This window comes from Chryseobacterium sp. POE27 (assembly GCF_039727685.1).
GTDB lineage: Bacteria > Bacteroidota > Bacteroidia > Flavobacteriales > Weeksellaceae > Chryseobacterium.
Genome location: NZ_CP152475.1, coordinates 2,613,648 through 2,632,807 on the forward strand (window position 1 = coordinate 2,613,648; position 19,160 = coordinate 2,632,807).

Here is a 19,160-nt window from a genome sequence, read left to right on the forward strand (position 1 = left end):
CTTCAATTAAAAAGGATTGTAAGATAAACCTAAACCTAAATAGAATGCAGTAGCTTTAGCCTGTCCATAGAAACCAAGGGTTTTATTATTTACATCTCTTGCCTGTGGCATTGCATACCCTCCGGCCACATCAACTCCGAATTGTTTCAACTTAAATCCTACTCCACCTGTCACTACAAATGTATTGAATGAAGGTGTTTCAGGGATAAAGTTTTCGTCAGAGTAGGGAGACTCATCGTAGTAAGCTCCAAGACGTCCGTAGATCATATCTGTAAAGGCATACTGAGTTCCCAATCTTACTGTTTTGGAATTTCTGAAATTTTTAGGAGAAACAGAAACGGTCGGATCTGCCTGATTTCCTACAGGCGCATGACCGAAATCAAGTGTCAGCTTTGAATATCTTGACCATCCGTGATAATTGAAGTCTGCCGAAACCAACCATTTCGGAGTAACTTTATAGGTCAAACCTACAGTATATTCTTCCACCAAAGGCAACGTTGCTGTAAAATTATCTGTACCTGACGCACTTAAACCTAACAATGAATAAACAGATTGTGAAGGGAATTTAAAGGTAGCAGTTCCGTCTTTAGCCTTCATATCAACCGGAGAACGATAAGCCACACTCACATCCAATTTAGGATCTGGCCTGAAATAGAATCCGAATCCGTATCCGTGACCACTCGCTTTGCTGTCAAGATTAAGCTGCCCTCCGAATTGGGTAATCGCTTTATCCCAGTTCACTGTACCTTTTGCATAGATATAGCTTGCCCCGAAAGCTAGCCAGTCATTAAACCTATAGGAAACCATAGGCTGGAAATAGTAACTTTTCAGTTCAAGTTTCTGAACCATTTCTTTTCCTTCCCAATCATTCGGCCATTCAATAGTACTACCGAAAGGAGTAGAAAAACTAAACCCTACAGATAGTTTTTCCAACGGCCTGTACGTTATGGCAGCATAAATAGGCGTTCCCATCGGATTATCCGTCTGAGTGCTCTGTAATGTATTCAGATTTTGGAAAGTCACTTTATTGCTTGCACCAAATCCACCGGCTACAATGCTTAGTTTAGAGGGAATGAATGACATACCTGCAGGATTAAAGAATGCCACACTCGCATCTTCAGCATGGGCACTCGTGTGTGCCATTGCCAATTGTTTTACCCCTTGCAGAGAAACCCTGAAGCCGCCTGCGTAAGATAAAACACCTGCCAATAATGCAGTTGATACTAATATTTTTTTCATAGACTATTATTATATAACCCAAATATAAAATTATTTTGGTTACCCCTGTTAATAAATCATAAATTTTTAAACATTAAAGCCAAAGAAAACTATGTTTAAAATAGCATTTTCATTAAAATGTGACATAAATAAAACATTACAAGAACTTTAAAGCAAAAAAAGTAAGCAGATCTAATACTTTGTTTAAAACTAAACAGCCTTCTTTCTTAATATTTGATTATTTTAGACCTCATAAAGATAAAAATCATAAATTTGCAAATTAAATATATAATATATGAGTTGTGGATGTAAAACATCCGGCGATTCTGCACATTCTTGCGGACCCAAGAAGACCGCGAATGGCTGTGAAAATGTAAATACCTGTGGTAATAGTTATAAATTAAGTGTTTTTGACTGGCTTTCCAACATCAGCAATCCCGCACCGAACAGGTGTGATTTTGTTGAAGTTAGATTTAAAAATGACAGAAAATCTTTTTATAAAAATATAAACAATATCCCTTTACACATAGGTAGTGTAGTAACAGTAGAATCGAGTCCCGGACATGATGTAGGTGTGGTAAGTCTCACCGGTGAACTGGTAAAGATTCAGATGAAAAAGAAAAGATTTTCTGACGATTCTGTACTCAAAATATACAGGCTTGCCAACCAGAAAGATCTTGAGGTATGGCAGGAAGCACGAAAAAAAGAGGAAAGTGTAAAAATAGAAGCCCGAAAGATTGCTCACCGGCTTGGTCTTGAAATGAAGATCACCGATGTAGAATATCAGGGAGATGCCTCAAAAGTTACGTTTTATTACACTGCAGATAACCGAATAGATTTCAGACAGTTAATTAAAGATTATGCGGGTGCTTTCCGTACGAAAATCGATATGAAACAGATCGGTTTCAGACAGGAAGCCGCAAAAGTAGGAGGAATCGGTTCCTGCGGAAGAGAACTTTGCTGCTCGACATGGCTTACAGATTTCAGATCTGTAAACACGAATGTTGCCAGATATCAGCAACTGAGTATTAATCCTCAGAAGCTTGCCGGGCAGTGTGGTAAACTAAAATGCTGTCTTAATTACGAACTTGACAGTTATCTCGATGCATTGAGCAATTTCCCTTCTTCGTCAACAATGCTTGATACAGAGAAAGGACGAGCCTTCTGTATTAAAATTGATGTTTTCAAAAAAGAAGATGTGGTTTGCCTATGTAGACAATTCCATCGCGTGGTATGACTTTGATATTGAATTAGTTAAAAAATTAATTGCGAAAAATAAACGTGGTGAAAAAACACTTCCGCTGGAAGAGTTGAAACAGCCTGAAACGCCTTTTGCAAGCATAGACCTGATTCAGGAGAATAATGTTGACCGCTTCGAGAAGAAAGGACGAAACAATAATAAAAACAGGAATCAGAACAGGCAAAATAACAATCAGAACAACCAAAACCAGGGCCAGAGAAAAAATACCAACAACAGACCCGAAAGACAGGAACGTTCTGAAAGACCTGACAGACCTCAAAGGCAGGAAAGACAGCAAAACCCGAATCCAAACAACCAGCAGAAGCAACAAAAACCCCAACAACAACAAAAGCCTCAGTTGGAAAAAGCAGAAGCAGCGACAGATTCTCAGGCTGACAAAAAACCTAACCCGAATAAGAAAAAATTTAAGAAAAAGTTTCCTCCAAAAAAAGACAACAATGCGTAAAATTTTAGGATTATTCTCACTTATCCTTTTCTTTAGCTGCCATTCTTCCTCTGAGGGAGAAGTCATTATGAATTCCGTTAACAACAAATGGAATAAGAAAAGTGAACAGAAATTTAATCTTGAAGTTTCAGATCCGCAAAATCCTAAAAATATTATATTTGTTGTAAGAAATAATAACGAATATCCTTACAGCAATATTAGATTTATTGTGAATCTCACCGACCTGCAAACCAAAAAAAAGCAGACGGATACGCTGAATTATGTTTTGGCTAAACCTAATGGAGAATGGCTGGGAACAGGTTTTGGAGATACCAAGGAAACTTTATTTCAGTATAAACTGAACTACAGATTTCCGGCAAAGGGAAAATATGAGATCGGCCTTACACAGGCTATGAGAAATGATAACCTTCCGGGAATTGAAGACATTGGAGTAAAAATAGAAACGGCTAAACCGTAATCATAAATGGAAGTGAACAAACAAAATACAGGAAATAAAGGGAAAACATTCCCTCTTCCCCCTAAAAAGAAAAATACTGCCTGGAAAAAGTGGGTGAAATTTATCTGGATCGGATTCTTTGCTGTAGTTTTAGGAATTTCAGGGCTTTTCTTTGCTGTTTCTCAGGGTTTTCTTGGGGAAATGCCGGATGTAAAAGAGCTTGAAAACCCGGATATTTATGTTGCCTCACAAATCTACTCTTCAGACGGAGTACTGCTGGGTAAATTCGAGAAGGAAAAAACGCAGCCTATAACGTATAAAGACCTTCCTCCTTTTTTAGTATATGCTTTACAAGCCAAAGAAGATGAACGTTTTAAGGAACACTCAGGTATTGATCTGCAATCCGTTGCTAGAGCCGTTGTTTATGGAGGGGGACGTGGTGGAGGTTCTACCATTACGCAACAGCTGGCAAAACTGCTTTTCACAAACGGTGCTTCTCAGAACAAAATTGAAAGAGCCTTTCAAAAACTGAAAGAGTGGGTTGTAGCTGTAAGTCTTGAAAAAAGATATACGAAAGAAGAAATCGTTACTTTGTATTTTAATAAATTCGATTTCCTTTATAATGCCAACGGTATTGAAATGGCATCAAAGATTTATTTTAATAAAAAAACTTCTGAGCTGACGTTACCGGAAGCTGCTATGTTTGTAGCAATGCTTGAAAATCCCGTGAAAAACAATCCGATGAGAAACCCCGAAAAAGCGAAGGCCAGAAGGGATGTCGTTTTGGAGCAGATGTTAAAAACAGGGTACATTGATCAGGCTACTTATGATAAAGCAATTGCAACGCCTATTGCTTTGGATTATCATCCGATCAAAAATATCAATGACGATTACTCCGCTTATTATAAGTTTTATCTGAAGAAAGAAATCGATGCCTACCTTAAAGATTACGAAAAAGAAAACGGTAAAAAACTGAATCTGTACAAAGACGGTTTAAAAATATTCGTAACGCTTGATTCTAAAATGCAGAAATATGCAGAAGAATCAATCAGAGAACATTTAACAGATCTTCAGAAAAGATTTGATGCCGAACAGAGAGGTAGAAAAGACTGGCCATTCTATTACCTTAATAGCAAGCAGATCAATGATCTGATGGTTCAGGCCATGAAAAGAACCGGGCGTTACAAACAGCTGAAGGCAGCAGGTGTTTCTGAAGATTCTATCATGATGGAGTTCAAAAAACCGATCAAAACATCACGCTTTACATGGGCTGGTGAAGAAGAAGTCGAAATGTCTCCCTGGGACTCTATCAGATGGCATAAAAAAAGTGGCTCAGGCAGGTTTAATGTCTGTGGTACCGGGAACCGGAGAAATAAAAGCATGGGTAGGAGGAATCGACTGGCAACATTTCCAGTATGACCATATTAAGCAAGGAAAAAGACAGGTGGGATCAACATTCAAGCCTTTTGTGTATGCAACTGCAATTATGAAATTGGGTATGACTCCATGTTCCGTAGTTTCTAATGCAAGCTTTAACAAAGGGACCTATCACGTACCGGGAAGAGGCGGAATGCTTACTTTAAAAGACGCTTTGGCGCACTCTCAGAACCCGGTAGCGCTACGTCTTGCCGAAATGACAACTACACAGAGTGTAATTCAGACTGCGAGAGATCTTGGTGTGACTGAGGATATTTCTACAAGCCTTCCGATGGCATTAGGTTCATCAGATATTACGATTTACGAAATGGTAGGCGCATACAGTACGTTTGCCAATTATGGCAACTACAATAAGCCGGAAATGATCTGGAGAATTGAAGATGCCAACGGTAGAGTAATCAAAGAAGTAAATGTGGAGCCTAAAGAGGTAATGAATCCATTGTATGCCTACACAATGATCGAATTGATGAAAGGTGTTGCGCAGTACGGTACCGCTTCGGGAGAATTAGGAAGAAAAGGAATTTCAAAAGATATAGAAATTGCAGGTAAAACCGGTACAACACAGAACAACTCAGACGGTTGGTTCATGGGTATTGTTCCGAAGCTGGCAACAGGTGCCTGGGTTGGCTGGGAAGACAGAGCTACCCACTTCTACGGAACCGGTGAAGGACAGGGAGCTAAAATGGCTCTTCCAATCTGGGCAATCTACATGAAAAAAGTATGGGCAGATAAAAGCCTGGGAGTTTCGCCTTCCGATAAATTTGTGAAACCTTCCGAATGGAAAGATGGTTGCTCAAATCTTAAAGGATTAGGTGCGGGATATGGTGACGACGGAGGACTGCAAACAATCGATGAGATCAAGAATCCGAAACCTGCAGAACCGGCCGGACCGAAAAATTCAGGCAAAAAAGAAGAAAATGTAAATGAGAACCTTAATACAGGGGAAGATGTAGACTTCAATAATAAATAAATTCTCTTTTAGAAATATATAAGACCTTTCAATGATTTGGAAGGTCTTTTCTTTTTTAATTAATACCTTTGAGATATGAATATTGAAAATATACAACAACCCTTTATAAAAAAATTTCTGGGAGATTTTTCAGGAAATACCCTGCAGAGAAATACCCCGAAAGTTTTATTCTCAACAGTAAGTCCTGTTGGTTTTGACAATCCGAAGCTTATTGCTTTTAATGAAAATCTTTCAGAAGAAATCGGGCTGGGAAAATTCGAAGAAAAAGATCTGGATTTTTTAGTTGGAAACAATCTTCCTGAAAATATCAAAACCTATTCTACCGCTTATGCCGGACATCAGTTCGGGAACTGGGCAGGACAACTCGGTGATGGAAGAGCAATTCTTGCCGGAGAAATTACAAACAGCTCGGGACAAAAAAACGAAATCCAGTGGAAAGGTGCCGGGGCTACACCCTACTCAAGAAATGCAGACGGACGAGCTGTTCTTAGATCTTCTTTACGCGAATATCTGATGAGCGAAGCGATGCACCATCTTGGAATTCCTACAACAAGGGCTTTAAGTTTAGCTTTTACAGGAGAAGATGTAGTAAGAGATATCATGTACAGCGGAAATCCTGAGCTGGAAAAAGGAGCAGTCATCATCCGTACAGCAGAGAGTTTCTTACGTTTCGGACATTTTGAACTGATGTCTGCCCAGAAAGAATATACCACGCTACAGGAACTTGTTGACTTCACCATTGAAAATTATTTTAAAGAAATTCAAACAGAAGGCAACCAGAAATACAAGGATTTTTTTGAAAATGTCTGCAGAAGAACAGCCGATCTGATGGTAGAATGGTACCGCGTAGGATTTGTTCATGGGGTTATGAATACAGATAACATGTCGGTTCTGGGGCTTACCATCGACTACGGACCTTATTCGATGATGGATGAATACAATCTGAATTTCACCCCAAATACGACCGACCTTCCGGGAAGAAGATACGCCTTCGGAAGACAGGCGCAAATATCACAATGGAATCTATGGCAGCTTGCCAATGCACTTCATCCTTTAATTAATGATGAAAAATTTCTGGAAGATGTTCTGAATGATTACGGAAGCTATTTCTGGGAATCTCATGATAAAATGCTATGCAGAAAATTTGGTTTCGATCAGTTGCTAACAAATGATGAGAAATTTTTTACAAATTGGCAAAGCCTAATGCAGGATTTGCAGTTGGATTATACCTTGTTTTTTAATGAGCTTGAAAAATATGATAATCAAAAAGATTTAAGACTTCAGTTTGAAAATGTTTCCTATATTTTTTTAAATGATGAAAAAATTTCGAGATTGGAGAATTTCATAAAAGATTATCAGTCCAGACTGGAAAAAAACGTTATTTCAAGAGAAAAATCTTTAGAAATCATGCACAAAACAAATCCGAAATTTATCCTAAGAAATTATCTTTTGTATCAATGCATCGAAGAAATTAACGAAGGAAAAATGGAAATACTTGGAAAATTAATTCATGCCCTTGAAAATCCGTACCATACAATTTATCCGGAATTTTCAGCGAAAAGACCTTCTGGTTATGATGATGTTTCAGGATGTTCAATGCTTTCTTGCAGTTCATAGCAAAATCAATTTAAAACTCATCAAAACTGATGGGTTTTTATTTTACTTTTGCAAAAACTATTAAAAGTGTCAACATTCAAGAAAAAATTTATAGATCTTTTAAAGATTATTTTTCCCTCAACCGGAATTGAATTGGTCATTTTCCTTTTCTTTCTGGTTGTTTATGGCTATCTCGGATCTTATATTGCAATCCATTACAAAATTATTTTTGACAGCAGAATTCCATGGGATGCTTATTTCAGTTTTGACAACAAATCGATCGTGATGTCCGGCGGGAGCTTCGAAAGACACCCCTTATCTTATTATTTCTTTAAACGCATCAGAGAGCTTGCATTGCTCTTTTCAGACGGCAAAATGGACGGGAACTTCAGGTTTGCACTGGCCTGGTTCAGCAATATTGCAGTGAGTCTGAGTATTGTCCAGGTATTTAAATATTTAAAAAACATTATTCAGCTTCCTTTATTCATCAGTATTTTATTGATTCTTTTTTTGGGATCATTTTCTACCACTATTTTATTGTCCTTCACCCCGGAAAATTTCACTTACACTCTATTATTACTTACGCTTTTCAATTATTATTCAGCTATAAAGATAAAAAATGAGGAAAAAAATTCCGGCTTTGGCTTTAGTTGCTTCCGGAATCGGTATTGGCGGTTTTACGATTACCAATATTGTTAAAGTATTTATTCCGGTTGCCTTCGAAAAAGATGTATTTAAAAACTGGAAAAAATTTGGAAATGCTGCTTTAAGAGTAATTTTAACATGTATTTGTTTTATTTTACTGTATCTGAACAGAATCGATTTTAAGTATGAAAATATTTTCAACAAGACGAATGAGCAATACGAAAAGTTCTCCAATGTAAATACGACTCCTCTTTGGGATATGATTCTTTCTTATTTTTTTGGAGGTAATGTATTGTTTTCCCATTTTATTATCACCAACAGAAATAATATGCAGGGATATGAGTACAAAGGACTTCTTATGGATGTGTATTCTTCATGGATTCCCTATATATTTATTGCTGTTTTATTAGGTCTTACTTTTTGGAGTTATTTCAGAAATTTCAAGAGCAAGCTGGTGCAGATTCTTATGATTTCTTTTCTGTTGGACATTATTATCCACTGCGTGATGAGATTCGGATTGCATACCTCTTTTATCTATGGGGGACATTTTATTTTCGTTTATCCTTTGCTTTTGGGATGGCTGTTCCGGTCTTATAAAAATTCTCCAAAAATACTGTCTTCTCTCATGGTTATCTTCTGTATTCTGTTTGTTTATTTAGTGATAAACAACTATCTCAGAATTACCGAATTCTTCTGGTTTTTAAATACTTATTATTAAATAATTAATACCAGTTTAAATAAATTTGTTAAATATTAAATCCAATAAAAAAAGCTGAGAAAATCATTCCCAGCTTTAATTTTTTTTATCGATTTTAAGACCTTTATTTTGCCTCTGCACAGAAAATTCTGTATTGTACGGCAACCGCAGATTTGAAATATTCTCTTATTCTTGCAAGGTCAGAAGATGCACTTTGTTTAGTGAAGTAACTTCCTGCCAGAATTTTATAATTCGGTCTTAAAGAAGCATCAGTTTCTACTTTTAGATTAGGAAATCTCTTTCTGAAATATGATTTCACTTCATTGGCTTCATCATTGCTTTTCACCGTTGTAATCTGGATTTTATATCCCAAAATTCGCGGGTTTTTTCTGCATATTTCGGCATTGGTCAATTCCCTGCTCGGAACATAAATTTTTGTAGGTTTAGCTGCTGCATAATCTTCTTCATCATCTTTGGAAATTACTGTACTTACAGTTCTTGAGCATTTATCTTCAATGCTTTCGAGCGCTGTATTCACCTTAGAATCCATCGTCATTACCAATTCTGTGCCGGCCAGCGTATCTTTTTTTACAATTTGTTGGGCTTCAACAGTATAAAAACCTGCCAGCGACAATATCGAAAATATTTTAATCAAATTTTTCATTTAAACTTGTTTCCGCAAATTTAGACAAATTAAAAAATTATACCAAATACAGTTATTTAGAATAATTACAAATTAAACGTAAATGATATTTTCCCCTTTCTATATACCGTTAAATTCCTGTTAAATATATTATTTTTGCGGAATTGATTGAATGTTCAATATTTACTAACATAAGATAATTTAAATGATTAGTTGGAGAAAGCATTATAGAAAAACGTTGATCGCAATAGGCTTATTGTTATCAACCAGTGCTTCAATTTACGGGCAAGATGGCGATCCTAAGAATGGTGAGAAACTTTTCAAAGCGAATTGTACTGCATGTCACGCACTAGACAAACAAGTTGTAGGACCTCCTCTGAAGGGAGTTGTAGAACGAGTGAAGACAGAGGGTGGTGTAGACAAAGACTGGCTTCACAAGTGGATCAAGGACAACAAAGCTCTTAGAGCTTCGGGAGACAAATACGCCAATGAGATTTTTGAAAAGTACAACAAGACTGAGATGCAGGTCTTTCCAAATCTTACCGATAAGGATATTGATGACATCTTAGCGTACACTACAAATCCTCCGGCTCCGGAAGAGAAAAAAACAGATGCAGCTCCTACTGCTGATGCAGCTCAAGCCACTCCGGCGAACAGCTCTACCACTACAAACGTAGTAATCATTTCACTTTTAGCGATTGCAGCTTTATTGGTTTGGATCTTATTGAAACTAAGACAATTAGTTAAACTAGGACAATCCGAAGACTTGGCAGGGCTTAATGAAACAAGAGTAAAATCTTTCCGAGAAATTTACGAGAAATACCATTATATCGGCAAAGGAATCATTGCTGTGCTGGCTTTATTGGCAGCATACGGAGTCTGGAACTGGATCATGTGGATCGGGGTTTACAAAGGATACAAACCTGAGCAACCAATCTATTTTTCTCACAAAATCCACGCAGGAGAACAGAAAATCGACTGTCAGCTTTGTCACTCAAGTGCAAAATATGGTAAAGTATCTGAAATCCCTTCTATGAATGTTTGTATGAACTGTCACAGAACAATTTCCGAGTATAATGCAGAGCACTACATGGAGCCAGGAAAAGACAAGGCATTCTATGACGGAGAAATTCAGAAAATATATGCTGCTACAGGCTGGGATCCTGCAAAACAACAGTACACAGGAAAAACGCAACCGGTTGAATGGACGAGAATCCACAACATGCCGGACTTCGTTTACTTCAACCACTCTCAGCACGTTGTAGCAGGTGAGCAGGCAATCATCAATTCTTTCAACAAAAAGAATCCAAACAACAAAATCGATGTTGTATGTAAAGCTTGCCACGGTAAAATCGACACAATGAATGTTGTTCAGATGGCCAATGACTTCACAATGGGATGGTGTATCGAGTGTCACAGAACTACTGAAGTTGATATGAACAACGGTTATAATAAAGAATACTTCAAAAATCTACATGACAAGTTGAAAAAACAATACCCTAAAGATGGTGGTAAAATTACTGTAGATGCAATTGGAGGTCTTGAGTGTGGTAAATGTCATTATTAATAACTAAAAATTAGAAGTATAAATGGCTTCAAACAAAATACAATTTAGAAGTATTCACGAACTTAAAGACCCGGCTTTAAACAATAAGCTGGCTCAGAAAGAGTTCCAGGAAGAAATTCCGGTAGAAGATTTCCTTGGAGATGCTGAAAAGAACGGATCCAGTACTTCAAGAAGAGATTTCTTAAAACTATTAGGATTCTCTACTGCAGCGGTAACACTGGCTGCATGTGAAGCTCCGGTAATCAAAACGATTCCTTATGTGGTAAAACCGCATGACATTATTCCGGGAATTCCTAACTATTACGCTTCAACATATTTCGATGGTTTTGACTTTGCGAGTGTTTTAGTAAAAACAAGAGAAGGGAGACCAATCAAAATCGAACCCAATCCAGTAGCCGGAGATTTAGGAAAAACAAGTGCAAGAGCACAGGCAAGTGTACTTTCTCTTTATGATAATGATAAAGTAAAGCAACCTAAATTTGAAGGTAAAGATGAAACTTTCGATAAAGTAGACAGCTTCGTGATCAAAGGATTGGAAGAAGCCAATGCAGCCGGTAAAAGAATCGTGTTATTATCACATTCTTTTGCTTCACCTACTTTCAAAAAATTATTTGCTGATTTTAAGACTAAATATCCTACAGCAGAACTGGTAACATACGATGCTTATCCATACGCTGCTGCATTAGACGCAGCTCAGGAAGTTTTCGGAACAAGAGCATTACCTGTTTACGACCTTAGAGGGACTGAGTTATTGGTTTCTTTCCAGGCAGATTTCTTGGGAGATTATAACGGAGGAGGATTAGAATCTTCTTACGCTGCTGCAAGAAAGCCGGGAGCAAACATGTTGAGACACATTCAAGTGGAATCAAACATGTCTTTGACTGGTGCTAATGCGGATTCAAGATACAGATTAAAGCCTAGCCAGGTAAATAAAACTTTAGTTGAAGTTTACAACGTCATCGTTGGAGGAGCAACTTCTGACAAAACAGCTTCTGAAATTGCTAAGGAATTACAGGCAAAAGGAAGCAAGGCAGTAGTTTTTGCTGACGGTTCTAAAGGTGCTCAGGTTTTAGCTCACCTTATCAACCAAAAACTTGGTTCTACAGCTTTCACAGGTAAAGCGAATCTATTAAAAGAATTTGACAAAGCAAGATTCGAGGAATTCCTTGGATGGGTAAATGCAGGTCAGGTTGGTGTATTGATCGCCAACAATGTAGATCCTATTTACTCTTACCACAAAGGAGAAGATTTCAAAAAATCTTTAGCAAAAGTTCCTTACGTAATTGCTGTTGCTGATAAGAAAAATGAAATGTACAAAGCAGCGAAAGCTGTGATTCCTGTAGCCAACTGGCTTGAATCTTGGGGAGATATCGAACCACAGACAGGAGTATATTCATTAATGCAGCCGACAATCCAGAAAATTTACAAGTCAAGACAGATCGAAGAATCTTTATTGGTTTGGAAAAACGGAAAAAATAATGCTGCTAACAACTACTACGATTATTTAAAAGCGAATGCTTCTTCCGTACTAGGAGGAACTTCATTCAACAAAGCTTTATATAATGGATTTAATACCTCTACCAATGCTACAACATTATCGTATGCAGGAGGAAACGCAGCTCAGGCTGTTGCTGAATTAGGAAACTTCAAAGCTTCTGATTTAGAATTGGTATTATATACTAAGACAGCAATGGGAGACGGTACACAAGCCAACAACCCTTGGTTGCAGGAATTACCGGATCCAATTACAAGAATGTCGTGGGATAACTACCTTACAATTTCTCCTAAAGATGCAGAAAGATTAGGAATTGAAAACGATCTTAATGCAAGGATGCAGCTGGACGGTTCTATCGTAAACCTTACGGTAAACGGAGTTACTATAAAAGATGTTCCTGTATTCATTCAGCCAGGACAGGCAGAAGGATCAGTAGGTCTTGCACTTGGATACGGTAAGAAAAACTCAGGAGCTACGGCTGATACAGGAGTAAATGCTTATCCGTTATTTGATGGTTCTAACCTCGCAGTTTCTAACGTTAAATTAGAAAAAACAGGTGAAGATCACGAATTTGCAGGGATCCAGCTTCAGAACACATTAATGGGACGTTACGAAATCGCTAAGGAAGTTCCTTTGGCAGAATTCTTAAACGTAGCATTCGATGATGAACATAAAGGATGGAATAAACCTTTGGAATATCATACGATCAGTGGAGCACTTCCTGCAAGAAAGATTGACCTTTGGGATGCTTTCGATGATACGGACGGACCTCACTTTAATATGTCTATCGACCTTAACTCATGTACAGGCTGTGGATCTTGTATCATTGCCTGTCAGGCAGAGAACAACGTTCCTGTTGTAGGTAAAGAAGAGATCAGAATGTCAAGAGATATGTACTGGTTAAGAATTGACCGTTATTATTCTTCAAGACAGAAAGTAGAAGTATATGAAGGATTAAAAGAAGGAATGGCAGTTCCTGAATTATATGGTACTGCATTCGGCGACGGAGGAGCATTGAACCACCCTGCTGATAATCCTGACGTGATCTTCCAACCGGTAATGTGCCAGCACTGTAACCACGCTCCTTGTGAAACTGTATGTCCGGTAGCGGCAACTTCACACGGTAAGCAAGGTCAGAACCATATGGCTTACAACAGATGTATCGGTACCAGATATTGTGCCAACAACTGTCCTTACAAAGTAAGACGTTTCAACTGGTTTACATACAACCTAAATGACAAGTTCGACTTCAATATGAACAACGATCTTGGAAGAATGGTACTTAATCCTGACGTTGTTGTAAGAACAAGAGGGGTAATGGAGAAATGTTCAATGTGTATCCAAATGACTCAGACGACTATTCTTGAAGCTAAAAAAGAGAATAGAATTGTAAAAGACGGAGAATTCCAGACGGCATGTTCAAAAGCATGTACTACAGGATCTATCCAATTCGGGGATATGAACGACAAAGCATCTGAAGTTAGAAAATTATACGCTGGCGACAGAAGATATTATTTACTTGAAGAGATCGGAACCAAACCAAACGTGTTCTATCATACTAAAGTAAGAAACAGAGTAGAAAAATAAAGTTTAAATAATAAATAGGTAAAAAATGTCAGGACATTACGAAGCTCCGATAAGGGAACCTCTGATTATTGGTCACAAAACTTATCACGATATCACGGAAGATATTGCACGACCTATCGAAGAAAGAGCAGGCAAATTATGGTGGATCTCATTATATGCAGCCTTAGTTCTATTCATCTATGGATTCGGATGTATCGCTTATACTATCGGAACAGGTATTGGAGCATGGGGGCTTAACAGAACTATTAACTGGGGTTGGGATATTACCAACTTCGTATGGTGGGTAGGTATCGGTCACGCCGGAACCCTAATCTCAGCGGTATTATTATTATTTAGACAAAGATGGAGAATGTCTGTAAACAGATCTGCAGAAGCGATGACGATCTTCGCGGTAGTACAGGCAGCAATCTTCCCGGTAATTCACATGGGTAGAGTTTGGGTAGGATATTGGGTATTCCCTTTACCAAACCAGTTTGGTTCTCTTTGGGGGAACTTCAACTCTCCTCTACTTTGGGACGTATTTGCAATCTCTACGTATTTCTCGGTATCAACAGTATTCTGGTTCATGGGATTGATCCCTGACTTTGCAATGATCAGAGACAGAGCTAAAACGCCTTGGACTAAGAAGATTTACACATTCCTTGCATTCGGTTGGGGTGGTAAAGCAAAACACTGGCAAAGATTTGAAGAACTTTCTTTGGTTCTTGCAGGGTTGGCAACACCGCTTGTATTCTCAGTACACACAACCGTATCTTTTGACTTCGCAACTTCGGTTATTAAAGGATGGCACTCTACGATCTATCCTCCTTACTTCGTTGCCGGTGCGATCTTCTCAGGATTTGCAATGGTACAGACCCTGTTATTAGTAGCAAGAAAAGTTTGTCACCTTGAAGATTACATCACGATGTATCATATCGAAATTATGAACATCGTAATCATCTTAACAGGTGGTATGGTAACAGTAGCTTACGCCACTGAATACTTTATCGGATGGTACTCAGGTTCAAGATTTGAAGACTTTACTTATCTTTCTCCGGGTGCTGCTGTAGGACCTTACTGGTGGGCTTTCTGGGCATTGATCACTTGTAACCTGATCGTTCCTGCCTTCTTCTGGTTCAAGAAAGTAAGAACAAATATTATTGCAACGTTTATCATTGCATTAATCATCAACATAGGTATGTGGTTTGAGCGTTTCGACATCATCGTTATCAACCTTTCCAGAGACTATTTACCAGGATCTTGGACGATGTTTAAGCCAACGATCATTGATGTGGGTGTATATTTAGGAACAATCGGATTCTTCTCCGTATTATTCTTACTATACGCAAGAACATTCCCTGTAATTGCACAGGCTGAATTAAAATCGATTTTGAAAATCTCAGGTGAAACTTATAAAGCAAAAGAAGGAGATGAGCACCACTAAAATTGTATACGGACTTTATGCTGATGACGACGATTTAATGAACGGCGTTAAAGCATTCAACGATAAAGGAATCGCAATCAACGAAGTTTATACTCCGTTTCCGGTTCACGGGCTTGATAAGGCTTTAGGGTTAAAGAAAACAAGGATTTCTGATGCCGCATTTCTTTACGCACTTTACGGTGTTACCATAGGTTCTACTTTGACCTGGTATGTTATGAATCACGATTGGCCTCAGAATATTGGTGGTAAACCCGCTTTTGATTGGGCTCACAATATGCCGGCATTCGTAGTTCCAATGTTTGAGCTTATGGTATTCTGTGCCGCTCACATGATGTCATTGACTTTCTTGGTAAGAAACAAAATGTATCCCGGAGCACCTGCACAAAACCCTGATCCAAGAACAACGGATGATAAATTCATGATGGAATTTGTAACTGAAGATGTAGAATCTGTAAAACAGTTACTCATTGAGACTGGAGTTGAAGAAATAACTGTTAAAGATGCTTAAAATGAAAAAGAATGTATTAAAAATTACAGCAGTTTTAGGTCTAACAACAGTTTTACTTAATTCTTGCGGTCCTAAAGAAAATACACCGTTGGTATATTTCCCTGATATGTATTTTCCGGTAGCGTACGATCCATTGATGAAAGCTCAGGATGCCTATTCAGATCATGAAAATGAAATTCCTGCTTTTGTAAAAAATAATGGGGCAACAGGACTTTCTCCGGTAGAAGGATCTGTACCTCAGAACAAAGACGGAATTTTTGAAGAAGGATTACTTCCAAAAACACCGGACCAATATAACGCTGGTTATGATGCTTCCAAAAGTATGACCACTTCTCCTTTGAATCCTGCCAACGCAGCGAAAGATATCGAAAGAGGAAAAGTATTGTTTGAGCATACTTGTGCAGCATGTCATGGTGTAGGAGGAGATGGACAAGGACCAATCGTTCAGTCAGGAGCCTTTTCCGGTGTACCTAACTACGCTGACAGAGAAATCACTGTAGGATCTGTTCATTATGTAATAACAAACGGTAGAAACGCAATGGGATCTTATGCGGGACAATTGAACGCAGGAGACAGATGGAGAGTAGCGATGTATGTGATGAGCGCCTTCAAAAAAGGAGCTGCTGCCCCTACAACAGCCTCACCTGCTGCAGGAGCTTCGGCTACAGCAGCGGCACCGGCAACAACTGAAACAAAGACTACCGAAACTAAAAAATAAGAAAAGAAATGTATAGTTTTTCACCAAAATTAAAATCAACTTCTATAATCCTTCTTGTTGTAGGTTTAGTTCTGTTTGGTATCGGTTTCTTCTTGAATAAAGGGATTTCTACTGAAAAAATAGAACAAATGATGGAAGCTGTTCACGCTTCTGGTCATACTGCTCCTACACATTCCAGTGAAATGGTAGGACCTCAGGATCATGCGGCTCATTTAGAGCATGCTACTCTTCAGGTACACAACCAGCCTTTAGCGGCAATACATTTTATCGCTGTATTTTTCTTCGGAGTAAGCTGCTGCGTATTATTTTTCTATTCTATTCAGCACGCTGCACACGCAGGATGGCCGATCATTATTACAAGAGTAATGGAAGCAATTGCTTCTTATATTCCTTATGGTGGTGCTATTTTGATCATTCTGATGATCTTAAACATTACCCATCAAGGTCACCTTTTCCATTGGATGGATCCGGATCTTACAGATCCTAACTCGGCTCATTTCGATGTGATCTTATTCGAAAAGAGAATCTTCTTAAACATACCTTTCTATGCAGTAAGAACTTTAATCTATGTATTAGGTGCTTCTTTCTTCGCTTGGAAACTGAAAGCTCAGTCTAAAAAAGTTGACGAAACCAAATCCAAAGTAGATTATCAAATGCTTTACAGATGGGCAGTAGGATATATTGCATTCTTCGGATTTGCTTCTGCGGCTTGGGCTTGGGACTGGTTGATGTCTATTGACCCTCACTGGTATTCTACCATGTATATCTGGTATTCAATGGTGAGCTGCCTTTCAAGTGGTATTGCAGTAATCATTCTTTTAAGTGTTTACTTAAAGAAAAACGGATTCCTTCCACAATTTAATGATAATCACTTACATGATTTAGGAGTATTCCTTTTTGCAACAAGTATGCTTTGGACATACACATGGTTTGCGCAGTTCATGTTGTACTGGTATGCGAACATTCCGGAAGAGGTTAACTACTTCTTCGGAAGATTCCAGCACTACTCTCCTACTTTCTTGCCGATGCTGATCGTAAACTTCTTATTACCACTATTGGTATTAGTGAGTAGCAGCATCAAGAGAAACTACAAAGTGGTTACAACAATGGCAATCGTTGTTATATGTGGTCACATTTTAGATTACTTCAACATGGTAATGCCGGGAACGGTAGGACCATACTGGAAAACTCCTGAAGTATTCATCCTGATCTTAGGAGCTCTTCTGTTCGTAGTTGGATTGTTTATGTTTACCGTGCTTTCAGCATTATCTAAGCTCAAACTTATCCCTACAGGAAACCCTTACTTACACGAATCTGAAATTTATGAATATCCTTTCTAAGGAATTTATAACAAGATAAAACGAAAAAGACTGATTGTAACGATCAGTCTTTTTTTTGTGAAAAAATTGAAGAAATTTTAAAACTTCGTGCAACCTTTTTTAATTTTTGTTGTCTTATAATTAAAGTAAAATCATTTAAATTATTTAAATAAAAAATCATGAAGAAAAGCATTCTATTATTATTTTTAACGTTTTTATTTAATTTTTTCAGCGCGCAAACCATTACTTTCATTTCTGAAAAAACCAATAAACCGTTACCGAAAGTTACCGTTTTTGCAAAAGACGGAAGCATTGTGGCTTTTTCGGATATTGATGGCAAAATCGACAAACAATTATTGAAACCGGATCAGGAAAAATTCCAGTTGGTGTATGATAATATTTCAGTAGCAACCTTGTCTTATTCAGATTTTAATCAGGATGTTATTAAAATTAACGATCGTATAAAAGACATCGAAGCGGTCGTCATTAGAAATGAGAAGCCGGCAAAATATATTCTTATCAAGGGAAATTTCAATGCCTACGTAACTGTCAACAATAAACTCAAATCTTATGCTGACGGAATTGTAACCTATATCTTCGACAATAAAACAAAAAAATTGAAAAGTATTAATGTGGAGCAATATAGAATCTTCACATTGCAGACTGAAATAAATGGAGCTTTCTTATCTTACACAGCAGGATTAGAGATACCAAGACTTAAATATTTAGGAAACCCAGAGGAATATAAAACCGGAAAAAATAATATTAAAGAATTAAAGGGAGACAAGAGTGATCAAATTGAAATCATAGATAGAATCGGCTCGGAAAAAGGATCTTCACTTTTAGGAATAACAATCTATGATTACAGAAAAATTATAAACATATCTTTTGAAAAAGAATCAGAAAAAACGCTTAGAGACTTTCTGGAATATAGTGATCTACGCTACTCAAAAATTAAATATAAAGAAAAACCAGACCCTAATGAATTAGCTTTATACAATAATTTTTATGTGACAGAATATAGTTTTGGTAATGATAATGATATTAAAAAAGTAAGATTCAACAAAAGCAACAGTAATTACCAGACTTCTTACTGGGAAGACCCTTCCTTTCCAAATATGCAGAAGGTCTTCAGCTCGTTTTTCAAAGATGATTTAAAGGAAAAACCAAATGAAAAATAAAGCGGTCCCATATT

General features: G+C 37.7%; 13 protein-coding genes and 2 pseudogenes. 13 read left to right on the top strand and 2 right to left on the bottom strand.

Annotated elements, in window-relative coordinates:
* Positions 1-6: 6 nt before the first annotated feature.
* Positions 7-1,239 carry an outer membrane protein transport protein gene (locus AAHI02_RS12350; RefSeq protein WP_346983500.1) on the bottom strand — a complete coding sequence of 411 codons (1,233 nt, stop codon included), beginning with the start codon at positions 1,237-1,239 and terminating at the stop codon, positions 7-9.
* Between the two features lie 274 nt (positions 1,240-1,513).
* On the opposite strand from AAHI02_RS12350, the pseudogene ricT reads away from it, so the two are divergent.
* From ricT to AAHI02_RS12380, 6 genes and pseudogenes are all read left to right on the top strand, one after another.
* Positions 1,514-2,924: pseudogene (gene ricT / locus AAHI02_RS12355) on the top strand (regulatory iron-sulfur-containing complex subunit RicT).
* Positions 2,917-3,381: a gliding motility lipoprotein GldH gene (locus AAHI02_RS12360; RefSeq protein ID WP_346983501.1), complete on the top strand. Its 465-nt coding sequence runs from the start codon at positions 2,917-2,919 to the stop codon at positions 3,379-3,381. The pseudogene ricT and the gene AAHI02_RS12360 overlap by 8 nt, the downstream one beginning before the upstream one ends.
* Positions 3,382-3,387: 6 nt before the next feature.
* Positions 3,388-5,767, top strand: a pseudogene (locus AAHI02_RS12365) (transglycosylase domain-containing protein).
* A 75-nt stretch (positions 5,768-5,842) separates the two neighbouring features.
* Complete coding sequence (locus tag AAHI02_RS12370) at positions 5,843-7,384, top strand: protein adenylyltransferase SelO family protein (protein ID WP_346983502.1); 1,542 nt, start codon at positions 5,843-5,845, stop codon at positions 7,382-7,384.
* A gap of 66 nt (positions 7,385-7,450) precedes the next feature.
* Positions 7,451-8,062 carry a DUF6080 domain-containing protein gene (locus AAHI02_RS12375; RefSeq protein ID WP_346983503.1) on the top strand — a complete coding sequence of 204 codons (612 nt, stop codon included), beginning with the start codon at positions 7,451-7,453 and terminating at the stop codon, positions 8,060-8,062.
* Positions 7,983-8,726, top strand: coding sequence for a DUF6080 domain-containing protein (locus AAHI02_RS12380; protein ID WP_346983504.1), 744 nt, complete (start codon positions 7,983-7,985; stop codon positions 8,724-8,726). The genes AAHI02_RS12375 and AAHI02_RS12380 overlap by 80 nt, the downstream gene beginning before the upstream one ends.
* 103 nt (positions 8,727-8,829) lie before the next feature.
* On the opposite strand, the gene AAHI02_RS12385 is transcribed toward AAHI02_RS12380, so the two are convergent.
* The gene (locus AAHI02_RS12385; RefSeq protein WP_346983505.1) at positions 8,830-9,369 is read right to left on the bottom strand and encodes an SPOR domain-containing protein; all 540 of its coding nucleotides are present in this window, start codon (positions 9,367-9,369) and stop codon (positions 8,830-8,832) included.
* 184 nt (positions 9,370-9,553) lie between these two features.
* Between AAHI02_RS12385 and AAHI02_RS12390 the strand changes: the two genes are divergently transcribed.
* The 7 genes from AAHI02_RS12390 to AAHI02_RS12420 all read left to right on the top strand — a co-directional run bounded on the left by AAHI02_RS12390 (position 9,554) and on the right by AAHI02_RS12420 (position 19,146).
* A complete protein-coding gene (locus AAHI02_RS12390) occupies positions 9,554-10,915 on the top strand; it encodes a c-type cytochrome (RefSeq protein ID WP_346983506.1) in 1,362 nt (453 codons plus the stop codon).
* 22 nt (positions 10,916-10,937) lie between these two features.
* Positions 10,938-13,997 carry a TAT-variant-translocated molybdopterin oxidoreductase gene (locus AAHI02_RS12395; protein ID WP_346983507.1) on the top strand — a complete coding sequence of 1,020 codons (3,060 nt, stop codon included), beginning with the start codon at positions 10,938-10,940 and terminating at the stop codon, positions 13,995-13,997.
* Positions 13,998-14,022: 25 nt separating this feature from the next.
* Positions 14,023-15,420 (top strand): NrfD/PsrC family molybdoenzyme membrane anchor subunit, encoded by a 1,398-nt coding sequence (nrfD, locus tag AAHI02_RS12400; RefSeq protein WP_346983508.1) that lies wholly within the window; start codon positions 14,023-14,025, stop codon positions 15,418-15,420.
* Positions 15,407-15,928, top strand: coding sequence for a DUF3341 domain-containing protein (locus AAHI02_RS12405; protein WP_042722727.1), 522 nt, complete (start codon positions 15,407-15,409; stop codon positions 15,926-15,928). Before nrfD ends, AAHI02_RS12405 begins: the two co-directional genes overlap by 14 nt.
* A complete protein-coding gene (locus tag AAHI02_RS12410) occupies positions 15,921-16,646 on the top strand; it encodes a cytochrome c (protein WP_346983509.1) in 726 nt (241 codons plus the stop codon). Before AAHI02_RS12405 ends, AAHI02_RS12410 begins: the two co-directional genes overlap by 8 nt.
* A gap of 8 nt (positions 16,647-16,654) precedes the next feature.
* Positions 16,655-17,986, top strand: a complete 1,332-nt coding sequence (locus AAHI02_RS12415; protein ID WP_346983510.1) for a quinol:cytochrome C oxidoreductase — start codon at positions 16,655-16,657, stop codon at positions 17,984-17,986.
* 158 nt (positions 17,987-18,144) lie between these two features.
* Entirely contained in the window at positions 18,145-19,146 is a 1,002-nt protein-coding gene (locus AAHI02_RS12420; RefSeq protein WP_346983511.1) for a hypothetical protein, read from the top strand.
* The last annotated feature ends 14 nt before the right edge of the window (positions 19,147-19,160 follow it).

Coding starts and splice junctions, on each gene's coding strand:
- AAHI02_RS12350 (WP_346983500.1), bottom strand. CDS start 1,239: ATGAAAAAAATATTAGTATCAACTGCATTATTGGCAGGTGTTTTATCT.
- AAHI02_RS12360 (WP_346983501.1), top strand. CDS start 2,917: ATGCGTAAAATTTTAGGATTATTCTCACTTATCCTTTTCTTTAGCTGC.
- AAHI02_RS12370 (WP_346983502.1), top strand. CDS start 5,843: ATGAATATTGAAAATATACAACAACCCTTTATAAAAAAATTTCTGGGA.
- AAHI02_RS12380 (WP_346983504.1), top strand. CDS start 7,983: ATGAGGAAAAAAATTCCGGCTTTGGCTTTAGTTGCTTCCGGAATCGGT.
- AAHI02_RS12385 (WP_346983505.1), bottom strand. CDS start 9,369: ATGAAAAATTTGATTAAAATATTTTCGATATTGTCGCTGGCAGGTTTT.
- AAHI02_RS12390 (WP_346983506.1), top strand. CDS start 9,554: ATGATTAGTTGGAGAAAGCATTATAGAAAAACGTTGATCGCAATAGGC.
- AAHI02_RS12395 (WP_346983507.1), top strand. CDS start 10,938: ATGGCTTCAAACAAAATACAATTTAGAAGTATTCACGAACTTAAAGAC.
- nrfD (WP_346983508.1), top strand. CDS start 14,023: ATGTCAGGACATTACGAAGCTCCGATAAGGGAACCTCTGATTATTGGT.
- AAHI02_RS12405 (WP_042722727.1), top strand. CDS start 15,407: ATGAGCACCACTAAAATTGTATACGGACTTTATGCTGATGACGACGAT.
- AAHI02_RS12410 (WP_346983509.1), top strand. CDS start 15,921: ATGCTTAAAATGAAAAAGAATGTATTAAAAATTACAGCAGTTTTAGGT.
- AAHI02_RS12415 (WP_346983510.1), top strand. CDS start 16,655: ATGTATAGTTTTTCACCAAAATTAAAATCAACTTCTATAATCCTTCTT.
- AAHI02_RS12420 (WP_346983511.1), top strand. CDS start 18,145: ATGAAGAAAAGCATTCTATTATTATTTTTAACGTTTTTATTTAATTTT.